Source organism: Halomonas sp. TH-94 (assembly GCF_057473365.1).
The window spans coordinates 25,738-37,652 of record NZ_JBYCKL010000089.1 but is presented as its reverse complement, the minus strand read 5'-3'; the positions used below and the strand labels follow the sequence as shown (position 1 = coordinate 37,652).

Below are 11,915 nucleotides of genomic sequence, written 5' to 3'. Positions count from 1 at the left end.
TGGTGGGTCGTGTAGGATTCGAACCTACGACCAATTGGTTAAAAGCCAACTGCTCTACCAACTGAGCTAACGACCCTTCCGAACGGGGGCAGATGTTACTGATAGCACCTTGCCATGGCAAGGACTTTTTTGACTTTGGGGCGACTAGCGACCCTTGGGGTTCTTGGTACTCTTTGGCTTGCGCATGGCCTGGACCGGCCGACGTTTGTGCTTGTCGCGGCTCCAGCGGTTCTTCTCGTCCGGGGTCAGTTCAGGCACCTTGCGCGGCGCCAGGCCGCCAGACAGGGCCAGATCGTCGATCTCGTCCTGAGAGAGCTCCACCCACTCACCCGCCTTGGCACGCTTGTCGAGAAAGATGTTGCCGTAGCGCACCCGTTTCAGGCGGCTGACGGTGAGCCCCTGGGACTCCCAAAGGCGGCGTACTTCGCGATTGCGCCCTTCCGTGATCACCACATGGAACCAGGTATTGATACCCTCGCCGCCGAACTCCTGAACATCGGTGAAGCGTGCCGGGCCGTCCTCGAGCATCACGCCCTCGACCATGGCCACGATATGCTCCTTGCGCACCTCGCCCATCACCCTCACGGCGTATTCGCGCTCGACTTGGGTGGAGGGATGCATCAGCCGGTTGGCCAGCTCACCGTCGGTGGTGAACAGCAGCAGACCGCTGGTATTGATGTCCAGGCGTCCGATGGCGATCCAACGCTCACCCTTCAGCCGCGGCAGGCGTTCGAACACCGTGCGCCGCCCTTCCGGGTCCTTGCGCGTGCACAGCTCGCCCTCCGGCTTGTTGTACATGATCACCCGCCGCGGCGTCTCCTCGGCACCGCGCAGGGTCACCGGTCGATCGTCGAGGGCGACGCGGTCGCGCATCTCGATGCGGTCGCCAAGGGTGGCAACCTTGCCGTTGACCTTGACGCGACCGGCCTCGATGGCGGTTTCCATCTCGCGGCGCGAGCCCAGCCCGGCTCGGGCCAGTACCTTCTGCAGTTTTTCCGTGTTGCTCGTCATGTGTCGTCTGACTTCTCTTCAACGGTGGATTCCGCCCCCGCTCCGCCGTCATCGTCGACGCTGGTGCGGGCGCGTTCGGCCAGGCGCGCTTCAAGATCGGCGAAGCTCAGCCCCGGCCTGTCGGACGCCTTCCCGGCGTGTGCTACGTCGGCCGTCCCGGCCGTCGCCATGACCAGCGTATCCTCGCTATCGACACGCTCGTCAAGATCTTCCTCGTCATCGTATTCGCCATCACCGTCGATTTCATCCTCATTCCCTGCCGCTACCGGGTCGGCCTGCTCCAGCAGGCGGCTGGGCGGTGGTGGAGACTCATCCTCGAACACCGGCTCCGCCATACCCTTGAGTTCATGCATGGGCGGCAGCTCGTCCAGGGTCTTGAGGCCGAAGTCGTCGAGAAACTGGCGGGTGGTGGCGTAGACCGCCGGCCGCCCGGGAACATCACGCTGCCCGACCACGCGGATCCAGCCACGCTCGGCAAGGGTGCGCATGATCGAGCTGCTCACTGCCACGCCGCGCACTTCCTCGATGTCGCCGCGGGTCACCGGCTGACGATAGGCGATCAGCGCCAGTGTCTCCAGCAGTGCCCGGGAGTAGCGTTGCGGTCGCTCGTCCCACAGTCTCGACACCCAGGGTGAAAGGCGTGGACGAATGCGCAGCTGATAGCCCGAAGCGGTCTCGATCAGCTCCATGGCGCCGCGCTCGTGGCGCTCCCCCACTCGTTCCATCGCCTCGCGCAGGCTGCGCCGCTGAGGACGCTCATGGTCGTCGAACAGTCCTTCGAGCCGCTCCAGCGACAGCGGCTCGGCCGCCGCCAGCAGCGCCGCCTCAAGGATCTCGTCGAGGCTGTCGGGCAGCTCCATGGCCGTCATATGCTGTCATCACCCCGCGACATGCTTGCTTCCTCGGTGGCAAAGGGCTCTTCAACATAGGGACTCTCGAGGTCGCTCCCCTCGTCATCGAAAGCGGCCTCTTCGCCCACTTCCCGCGGCGCACGGGCACGCACATGGATCGGCGAAAGCGGCGCGTTCTGCACGATCTCGATCATTGCCTCCTTGGCCAATTCGAGGATGGCCATGAAGGTGACGATCACGCCGGCACGACCTTCCTCCAAGGTGAACAGCGCCTCGAAGGGAGTGTAGTGCTCGTGATTCAACCGCTCCATGATCGCCAGCATGCGCTCTCGGGTCGAGAGCACTTCACGTCCAATATGGTGAACCTGGTTGAGTTCGGCGCGACGCAGAATGCCGGCCAGTGCGCCGAGCAGCTCACCGAGCTCCACGTCGGGGTGGATCACCCGCGCCTGCAACGGCGGGAGCGCCGCCCGGGCGGGAAACCAGTCCCGCCCTACCCGCGGCAGTTCGGCCAGTGCCTCAGCGGCGCTCTTGAGCTGCTCGTACTCCTGCAGGCGTCGAATCAGCTCGGCGCGAGGGTCTGTCTCATCGTCGTCACCGCCGTCCCTGGGGGGACGAGGCAGCAGGGTCCGTGACTTGATCTCGGCCAGCATCGCCGCCATCAGCAGATACTCGCCGGCCAGCTCGATCTCCATTGCCTTCATCAGCTCCACGTACTCGATGTACTGGCGGGTGATGGCGGCCACGTCAATGGCCAGGATATCCAGGTTCTGGCGTCGGATCAGGTAAAGCAGCAGATCGAGCGGCCCCTCGAAGGCCTCGAGAAATATCCGTAGCGCCTCAGGCGGGATGTAGAGATCCTCGGGGAGCTGAGTGATGGGCTCATCGAACAATCGCGCCAATACCGCCGACTGCATGGTGGCATCGGGCGCCTCGCGCCGCTCCGGCGTGTTCGTCTGTGACATCTCGCTCACGCGGAAGCTGGCCTCCCGGCTGGGCTCATCTGCGAATCCATCCCTCAGTCTACCAAGAGCCCGAGGACAGGGTAAGACCGCTCAGCCGCACGGTGTGCCGGCCACCTCGCCTTGAACACGCGCACCGGCCATGCATTCCAGGCGCGTACTCTCCAGAACGCCACGTACGTCAGCCCGGGACTGCAGCGTGATCTTCTCTGCAGCCCTCAACCTGCCCGCCACTTCTCCATCGACGCTGACCTCACGACCCTCGAGATAAGCGGACACCCTTCCGCTCATGGTCACCGTGACACGATGCTCCTGGGCGATGACGACACCTTCTATCCGGCCCTTGATCACGATCGGTTCATTGGCGATGATCTTGCCCGACACGCGTGTCGCCACACCGATGCGACTTCCCACGACATCGATCGGCAAGCGGCCACTGGGCTGTATCTCGCCACCGTCCGTAAAAGCGATCGGCTCACTTCGCGCTGCGTCCGGAAACGCCTCAAACCGGGAAGCCCGGGTCATCGTCGTTACGATCTCCGGCAAGACCGATCCCAGGGGCTTACGCCGCCCCCCATGCCAGACGATCAACGTCATGCAAGCCACGCCGATCACGATAAGCCATGTTTGTATGCCCATACCCTACTCCACGCCTTTGCGTCATCTCTTATAGGTGTCCAGCCTCGGGCACGGTGTCGAGAAAAAGCCGCCAGATGCCGCATAGCTCCACGCTTTGACAGTACCGTCAGCAAGGTAGGCTGTCGGCGACGGTCGATCTTGTCGACACGCCCTCACTGCCAGGAGGCTTGAATGTTTCAGAAGACAAAGCAGCGTCAACCGGACGAAACGGCAGCGAGCGTTGTCGCGACAGATGCCGGCCGGACTCCAGTGACTCGACAGGAGATGCCCGCGTCACGACCCAACGTCTCCGTGATCGGTAGCCATACACGAGTAGAGGGTGATATCGATGCCGGCGAAGACCTGGTCGTCGAGGGCCACATCGTCGGAACGATCACCTGCAAACGAAATACAGTGACCCTGGGAAGCAGTGCCCACCTCTTCGGTGACGTCCATGCCCATACGCTGCATGTGTCCGGCGAGGTGGAAGGCAATCTCGTAGCGGCGCATCGCGCGACGATCCATAAGGGCGCCAACGTCAGGGGAGCGATCGTGACCCCCTGCCTGATACTCGAGGACGGGAGCACTTTTCACGGAAGTATCGACATGGATCCTGACAACGCACTTCTCAAGAGTGCTTTCGGTGAGTCGGCCGATGCCGGCCAAGCACTCGCTTCGCCAACCGACGAGAGCGAGGCGGCAGTGTCAGATTCCGACGAGTCCCTCACTACCCTCACCCCCGATAGCGACACCCGGCAAGTGTGAGATGTAAACCGATAAGCGCCCTGGGTAGACGAGTAAAGCGCTCTTCATTCTGACGCCTGGGCGGTGCGGTAACGGCCGGTATAGTCGAACAGCTTCTCGCGCACCTGCCAGTGACGGCCCACCCGGCGACCGACGACGAAATCGGGGTAACGCAGGCGTCGACGCTCGGCAATGACTTCCTCGGCGCTTCTGGGTTGCCAGCGCGCTCCCGGCGCACGCAGATGATCGCGCAGGAATACTGCCCCGAAGGCGGCGCGCTGTGCCGCTGTTTCAAGGGCAAACCACTCACTCAGGCTAGTCCCGTCCTCGTCGTGGTAGGTGACCTTGAGTCGCGGCAGCCCGCGGCCGTTGACGGTGGCCTCGAGCTGCATGCCGGCCACCCGCAGCACCCGCGCATCCTTTAGGCGCAGCGCCGCCTTGAGCTTGTCGTCGGCGTCCACCAGCAGGGTCTGACAGCCGTGACAGCGCCGCGCGGCGATGTCGTTCTCGGCGCCGCACTCGCCGCACACCTTGAAACGAAAGCGAAAGTCGCACTGAGACGGCTTACAGGCACCTGCAGCCGCGCCTCGCTGGCCACTGCCTGCTCCGGCATCAGCGCAGGGGGCGACGATCAGCCCCTGACAGCGCCTGCCGAAGTGCTCGATGACAAGCTCACCGTCGCGCCGGCCCCAGAACAGGTTGGCGTGGCCACAGGCGGGACATTCGACCTGTACCGGCTCGGTGTCCGACGCCGGGCGTGGGCTACCCACTTCCGGCGCGTAGAGATCCCAGGGATTGCCGGCGTAGTCGAGGATCAGGCAGTCGCGCTTGCCCGGGGCAAGGCGTAGGCCGCGGCCGACGATCTGCTGATAGAGGCTCACCGATTCGGTAGGCCGCAGAATTGCGATCAGGTCGACGTGGGGGGCATCGAAACCCGTCGTGAGCACGGCAACGTTGACCAGATACTTGATTTCGCGGGCCTTGAAGGCGGCGATGACGCGTTCGCGCTCGTGCGACTTCGTTGTACCGGTGAGCAGCGCCGCCTCAGCGGCCGGCAAATAACCGAGTATCTCTTCGGCATGCGCTACCGTCGCAGCAAACAGCATCACGCCCCGGCGTTCGCGAGCACGCTCGACCACCTCGGCGACGATGCCCGGTGTGGCGCGATTGCCCGCCACCACTCGGTTGAGCTCCTCTTCACGAAACAGCCCGCCCGCAGCGGGAGCGAGCCGCGAGAAGTCGTAGCGCGCCACTGCCGCATCCACGCGCCGCGGCTCGGCCAGATAGCCCTGCTTGACCATGAGTCGCAGCGGCTGTTCGAATACGCAGTCGCGAAAGAAGCAGTCGTCGTCGCCACGCACCATGCCGTGATGATGGCGGCGATAGATGAAGCCCTGTCCCAGGCGATAGGGGGTGGCAGTCAGCCCAAGCACCTTGAGCCGCGGATTGGCCCGCCTGAGCGATTCGATCACGCGACGATAGCTGGCATCCTCCTTGGGAGAGACACGATGACACTCATCGATGACCAGCAGGGTGAAGTTTTTGTCGTCGAAGCGTGACAGGTTACGCACTACCGACTGCACCGAGCCGAACACCACCTGACGTACGCTCTCCTTGCGCCCCAGCCCGGCACTGAAAATATCGGCATCGAGGCCGTAGGCCAGATACTTGGCGTGGTTCTGCTCCACCAGTTCACGCACATGGGCGAGTATCAGCACGCGGCCGCGTGCGAGCCGCGCCAGCTCGGCGATCACCAGTGATTTACCGCTGCCGGTAGGCAGCACTACCACCGCCGGATCGTCGCTGCCGCGAAAGTGCGCCACCACGCGCGCCACCGCCTCCTGTTGGTAGGGGCGCAGCGCCGGGGCGGTCGATCTGGTGGTGGCGTCAGGGGCGATTGTCATGGGCGGGCAGGAAGCGGTCGGTCGGTCATCTTACCTGCCCAGGCGCCCTGCGTCAGGTGAAGCGCGGCTCGCGCCCGGCCATTCTGGCCGCCACGGCTTCCAGCTGCTCCTCGCCGCCGAGCAGCCCGCGCTGCAGGCTGGCTTCCAGCGCCAGGCGCTGGCGCTCGGACATGCCGGGGGCTCTTGCGAAGAGCTCCCGTGCCGCGGCTACCGCCCTGGGCGAACGTTCCGCCACCGCCGTGGCAATGTCGCGGGCAATACGTTGCGGGTCATCGGCCATACGCGTGGCCAGGCCAAGCGCGACGGCTTCTGCGCCATCCACCTTGCGTCCCGTCCAGGCCAGCTCACGCAGCACGTCGCCGCGCACGTCAGCTGCAGTGACGCTGATACCCATGTCGGGGATGATGCCCCATACGATCTCGAGCAGCGCCAGGCGTGCCTGGGGGCAGACGACCCGAATATCCGCCCCCAGGGCGATTTGCAGGCCGCCCCCATAGACATGTCCCTGCAGAGCGGCAATGACCGGCACCCCGGCATCGCGCCAGCCCAGTGCCAGGCGCTGCACCGGGTTGATCCCCTGCCCGTCGGGAGCCAACAGCGAGGGCAGCCGCTCGGGAGTCGACATGATGGCTGCCATGTCGAGCCCGGCACAGAAGCTCTCCCCCTCCCCCTTGAGTACCACGGCGCGCAGCCCATCCAGCTCGCTCAAGTGCTGCTGAGCAGCAAGTAGCGCATCGATCATCGGCCAGTCGAGACCGTTGTGTTCGCGAGGTCTCGAAAGCGTAACCTCGGCCACATGCTCCTGAAACGTAAGTGTCACTCGCTCATGAAAAACTTGTTGACTCATGCCTTGCTGCCTCTGCTCAACCCATCAGATCAGTCTGGCGCCACGGGCAAAATTGTCAAACATTCGTTTTATTTTCCTTCACTGGTTTCTCGTCGAGTTCGTCTATAGTGAAGATTCAGTGCTGTGTCAGACGAAGCCACCAAAGGGCAGCGGGGCGAAGGTGGCTCTCGTCACACCGGTGGATGGAATCACTGGTTCATCGGACCTAAACGTCGTGAAACCTGATGAAGGTCATGCCAACCGGTGGCACTCTTCGAGCACCCTTTAGCTGCACTCCTCGCAGAGGTGCAGCAAACGCTCGGTCTCCGAAACGAGGACACTGCCATGCCGGAAAAACCAACAACGATTGCCAGGATGGCCCTGGTGCGGGATGAGCTGCTGACACTTGCCGAAGCTCACGAACGCGCCGAAGTCATACGTTATCGACGCCTGGCCTTCAGCTTTCTGCCATTCGACACCACCGTGAGTCGGCTGATGGCTTCGCTAGGCGTTCAATGCGAAATGCGCGTCGAAGAGCTGCGCCGTCTTTCGCGCCAGCTGGGACTGCCTGACATCGGCAGCATGCAGACCACCCAGACGACCACTCCACCCCCTCTCTTCATCGACACACCACTGCAGGCATTCGAAGTGCTGGTTCAAGCGGTCAACGATGCCGAAAACTCGAAACACTTCCACAAACATCTGCGCGAGGTCAGTACCGTTCCCGCGCTCTATCCGGCCCAAACGGCAATGATCAAGCAGAAGCAGGCGGAACATGCCGTCCTGGAGGGCTTTCTCGCCTCGCGCACCGAGCTCGATCGGATGGATCAACGCGCCTGACGGCGACCCGTCTCTAGGAATCAGCATCACAACGCGGCAGGGATGAGCCAGAACAGCATAAAGAAGAGGCGGCCTAAAAAGGCCGCCTCTTTTCTTTCGTGGTGGGCGTGATCAGCCCAGCCATACGCGAGCATTGCGGAACAAGCGCATCCAGGCACCATCCTGGGTCCATTCCGCAGGGCGCCAGGAGTTGGCTACTGCCCTGGTGACGCGCTCGGGGTGCGGCATCATGATGGTGACGCGCCCGTCCGGCGTCGTCAGCCCGGTGATACCGGAAGGCGAGCCATTGGGGTTGGCCGGGTAGTGGCTGGTCACCTGTCCGTAGTTGTCGATATAGCGCAGGGCCACCTGGGCGCTACCCTGCATGCTGCGCAGATGGGCGCTGTCGCGGAACTCGGCGCGTCCTTCACCGTGAGCCACCGCGATCGGTAGCCGCGAGCCCTCCATGCCGGCCAGCAGGATCGAAGTGCTCTGCTCTACCTGCACCATGGCGACCCGCGACTCGAACTGCTCGGACTCGTTACGCACGAAGCGCGGCCAGTTCTCGGCGCCGGGAATCAGCTCCTTGAGCTGGGCGAACATCTGGCAGCCGTTGCACACGCCGAGACCGAAGCTGTCGTCACGCTCGAAGAACGTGGCGAACTGCTCCCGGGCACGTGGATTGAACAGCACCGACTTGGCCCAGCCGCCGCCTGCACCCAGCACGTCTCCGTAGGAGAAGCCGCCGCAGGCCACCAACCCCTTGAAGGTATCGAGGGACACGCGCCCTTCGATGACGTCGCTCATGTGCACGTCCACCGCATCGAAGCCGGCATGGTGAAACGCCCAGGCCATCTCCAGCTGACCGTTGACCCCCTGTTCGCGCAGGATCGCCACCGCCGGCCGTGCCGTATTGACGTAGGGGGCGGCGATATCCTCGTTTACGTCGAAGGTGGGACTCGCCGACAGACCCGGGTCGCGGCCGTCGAGCAGACCGTCGAATTCACTCTTGGCACAGTCGGGATTGTCGCGCAGCGCCTGCATGCGATAGCTGGTCTCGGCCCAGGTACGCTGAGCCAACAAGCGGGTGGTCTCGAGCAGCGGTTCCTCGAACAGAGTGACCCGCACCTGGTCGTCGTAGCGCGGCCGGGCGATGACGCCACAGGTCTCGATACCGGCAGCGGCGAACTGCGCCAGCACCTCTTCGGTATATTGCCGGTTGACTTGGATCACCGCGCCGAGCTCCTCGGCGAACAGCGCATCCACCGCCTGGGTCGGCTCGTCGATCAGCCAGTCGAGCTTGATCTCGAGGCCGGCGTGGGCGGCGAAGGCCATCTCCAGCAGCGTGACCAACAGGCCGCCGTCGCTACGGTCGTGGTAGGCCAGCAGCTTGCCATCGGCATTGAGCCCCTGGATCACGGCAAAGAAAGCCTTGAGGTCCTCCGGGTCGTCGAGGTCGGGGCAGTCGTTGCCCAGCTGTCCATAGACCTGGGCCAGCGCCGAGCCGCCCAGACGATTCTTGCCGCCGCCCAGGTCGACCAGAATCAGATCGGACTCGTCCTGCTCGAGATTGATCTGCGGAGTCAGCGTCTTGAGGGCATCGGTCACCGGGGCGAAGCCGGTCACCACCAGCGACAGTGGCGAAGTGACACTCTTCTCCTCGACCTCGTCGCCCTCGCCCGTCTGCCAGGCCGTGCGCATGGACATGGAATCCTTGCCCACCGGAATGGCGATGCCGAGCTGCGGGCATAGCTCCATGCCGACCGCGTGCACGGCGTCATACAGCGCCTGGTTCTCGCCGACATGGTCCGCCGCACTCATCCAGTTGGCGGAGAGCTTGATGTCACCCAGCTTTGCGATCGGTGCGGCGGCCAGATTGGTGATGGTCTCGGCCACCGCCAGACGGGCGCTCGCCGCCGGGTCGATCAAGGCCACCGGCGGACGCTCGCCCATGGCCATGGCCTCACCGGCGTGCGTCTCGTAGCTTGCGGTGGTGACGGCGACGTCGGCCACCGGTACCTGCCAGGGGCCGACCATCTGGTCGCGGGCCACCATGCCGGTAATGGAGCGGTCGCCAATGGTGATCAGAAAGCTCTTGGCGGCCACGGTAGGCAAACGCAGAACGCGCTCCATGGCCTCGCGCAGGTCCAGGTTGTCGAGCATCACGCCCGGCAGATCCAGCACCTCGCGCTGGAATTCACGCTGCATCTTCGGCGGCTTGCCAAACAGCACGCTCATGGGCAGATCGACCGGCTTGGTCTCAAAGTGACCGTCGCGCACTTCCAGATGGTGCGCCTCGATGGCCTCGCCAACCACTGCATAAGGACACCGCTCGCGGGCACACAGCGCATCGAAGGTGGCGAGGTCCTCCGGCGCCACCGCCAGCACGTAGCGCTCCTGGGCCTCGTTACACCAGATCTCCAGCGGGCTCATGCCCGGTTCGGCATTGGGCACCGCACGCAGCTCGAAGCGCCCCCCGCGCTCGCCGTCCTTGACCAGCTCCGGCAGTGCATTGGAGAGACCGCCGGCGCCAACGTCATGGAAGAAGCGAATGGGATTGGCCTCGCCCAGCGCCCAGCAGCGGTCGATGACTTCCTGGGCGCGGCGTTCTATCTCGGGGTTCTCACGCTGGACCGAGGCAAAGTCGAGATCGGCGCTGGAGGTACCGGAAGCCATCGATGAAGCCGCACCGCCGCCCAGGCCGATTAGCATGGCCGGCCCGCCCATCACGATCAGCTTGCCGCCGACGGGAATCTCGCCTTTCTGTACGTGACCGTCACGAATGTTGCCGTAGCCGCCGGCGATCATGATCGGCTTGTGGAAGCCGCGTCGCTCGATGCCCCCGAGACCCAGAGTGTCCTGCTCGTAGGTGCGAAAGTAGCCGGCGAGATTGGGGCGGCCGAATTCGTTGTTGAACGATGCCCCGCCGATCGGCCCCTCGAGCATGATCGCAAGCGCCGACTGCATGCGTTCTGGCTTGCCGTAGTCGAACGCCTCCCAGGGCTGCACGAACTCGGGAATACGCAGGTTGGAGACGGTGAAACCGGTGAGACCCGCCTTGGGCTTGCCGCCGATACCGGTGGCGCCTTCGTCGCGAATCTCGCCGCCGGCGCCGGTGGCAGCGCCGGGATAGGGCGCAATCGCCGTGGGGTGGTTGTGGGTCTCCACCTTCATCAGTATGTGGATCGGTTCCTGCTGCGCGCCGTACACGGCACGCTCGGCGGCCTTGCCGGTCAGCGGGGCGGCGAAGAACCGCGGCGCCGTTGCCCCCCGGATCACCGCAGCGTTGTCGCTATAGGCGGAAAGAATGTCCTCGGGGGAGGCCTGGTAGGTATTCTTGATCATCTTGAACAGCGAATGGCTCTGCGCCTCGCCGTCGATGACCCAGTCGGCATTGAAGATCTTGTGGCGGCAGTGCTCGGAGTTGGCCTGGGCGAACATCATCAGTTCGACGTCGCTGGGATTGCGACCGAGCTCCCGGAAAGCCTCGACGAGGTAGTCGATCTCATCCTCGGCCAACGCCAGCCCCAGACCGACATTGGCCGCTTCCAGCGCCTCTCGCCCCCCTTCGAGGATGTCCACCTGACCCAATGGCGCCGGCTCATGATGGGCAAATAGCTTGGCGGCATCGGAGGCGTCGGTCAGCACGTTCTCGGTCATGCGGTCGTGCAGGATCTCGTGAATTGCCATGAAGGCCGCTTCGGACATCGGCGCCTTGAGCACTACCCGGTAGGCCACTCCTCGCTCGATACGGCGAACTCGCGACAGGCCACAGTTATGGGCGATGTCGGTCGCCTTGGACGACCACGGCGACTGAGTACCGATACGCGGAACCACCAGAAACAGCTGACCTTCGCCATCCAGCGCACTTCGGGCGTCATCGCTCTCGCTTCGGATGCCGTAGTCGAGCAGTTGACCGAGGAGAGCCCGCTCCTCATCGGAAAATTCACCGTCGTGATCCACGAAATGCACGAATACAGCGTGCAGGGACTCGACCTCGGGAACCCGTGCGCGCAGAGTAGCCAGCAGCTTGTCGTGACGGAAAGCGGAAAGGGCAGGCGCGCCTCGAAGTTCGAGCATGTCTTGAAGCCTCTGAAGCAAGCGAAGGGATGGCCGCACGGCGGCGCAGAAAGGCGCCATGATACTGGAAAGCGACGATGAGACGAAATGCAGCGGATGA

Annotated in this window: 9 protein-coding genes and 1 tRNA gene; 2 read left to right on the top strand and 8 right to left on the bottom strand. The window is 64.0% G+C overall.

Translation table 11 applies throughout. The features are described 5' to 3' along the window. The 5 genes from AC2VNO_RS16545 to AC2VNO_RS16525 form a co-directional block, all read right to left on the bottom strand. A tRNA-Lys gene (locus AC2VNO_RS16545) sits at positions 1-76 on the bottom strand. 68 nt (positions 77-144) lie between these two features. Continuing rightward, positions 145-1,011 (bottom strand): 23S rRNA pseudouridine(2605) synthase RluB, encoded by an 867-nt coding sequence (rluB, locus tag AC2VNO_RS16540; protein WP_486935162.1) that lies wholly within the window; start codon positions 1,009-1,011, stop codon positions 145-147. Next, entirely contained in the window at positions 1,008-1,880 is an 873-nt protein-coding gene (gene scpB / locus AC2VNO_RS16535) for an SMC-Scp complex subunit ScpB (protein ID WP_486935161.1), read from the bottom strand. The genes rluB and scpB overlap by 4 nt, the downstream gene beginning before the upstream one ends. Continuing rightward, positions 1,877-2,827, bottom strand: a complete 951-nt coding sequence (locus AC2VNO_RS16530) for a segregation and condensation protein A (RefSeq protein ID WP_486935160.1) — start codon at positions 2,825-2,827, stop codon at positions 1,877-1,879. The genes scpB and AC2VNO_RS16530 overlap by 4 nt, the downstream gene beginning before the upstream one ends. Before the next feature lie 90 nt (positions 2,828-2,917). Next, positions 2,918-3,463: a bactofilin family protein gene (locus tag AC2VNO_RS16525; RefSeq protein ID WP_486935159.1), complete on the bottom strand. Its 546-nt coding sequence runs from the start codon at positions 3,461-3,463 to the stop codon at positions 2,918-2,920. Positions 3,464-3,634: 171 nt separating this feature from the next. Between AC2VNO_RS16525 and AC2VNO_RS16520 the strand changes: the two genes are divergently transcribed. After that, complete coding sequence (locus AC2VNO_RS16520; RefSeq protein ID WP_486935158.1) at positions 3,635-4,207, top strand: bactofilin family protein; 573 nt, start codon at positions 3,635-3,637, stop codon at positions 4,205-4,207. 44 nt (positions 4,208-4,251) lie between these two features. On the opposite strand, the gene radD is transcribed toward AC2VNO_RS16520, so the two are convergent. Together radD and AC2VNO_RS16510 are read right to left on the bottom strand one after the other, a co-directional pair. Continuing rightward, positions 4,252-6,090, bottom strand: a complete 1,839-nt coding sequence (gene radD, locus AC2VNO_RS16515) for a DNA repair helicase RadD (RefSeq protein ID WP_486935157.1) — start codon at positions 6,088-6,090, stop codon at positions 4,252-4,254. Between the two features lie 52 nt (positions 6,091-6,142). Continuing rightward, positions 6,143-6,937 carry a crotonase/enoyl-CoA hydratase family protein gene (locus tag AC2VNO_RS16510; RefSeq protein ID WP_486935156.1) on the bottom strand — a complete coding sequence of 265 codons (795 nt, stop codon included), beginning with the start codon at positions 6,935-6,937 and terminating at the stop codon, positions 6,143-6,145. Positions 6,938-7,261: 324 nt separating this feature from the next. Between AC2VNO_RS16510 and AC2VNO_RS16505 the strand changes: the two genes are divergently transcribed. Then, entirely contained in the window at positions 7,262-7,756 is a 495-nt protein-coding gene (locus AC2VNO_RS16505) for a hypothetical protein (RefSeq protein ID WP_486935155.1), read from the top strand. 111 nt (positions 7,757-7,867) lie between these two features. On the opposite strand, the gene purL is transcribed toward AC2VNO_RS16505, so the two are convergent. Further along, positions 7,868-11,815 carry a phosphoribosylformylglycinamidine synthase gene (gene purL / locus AC2VNO_RS16500; RefSeq protein WP_486935154.1) on the bottom strand — a complete coding sequence of 1,316 codons (3,948 nt, stop codon included), beginning with the start codon at positions 11,813-11,815 and terminating at the stop codon, positions 7,868-7,870. Positions 11,816-11,915: the final 100 nt, after the last annotated feature.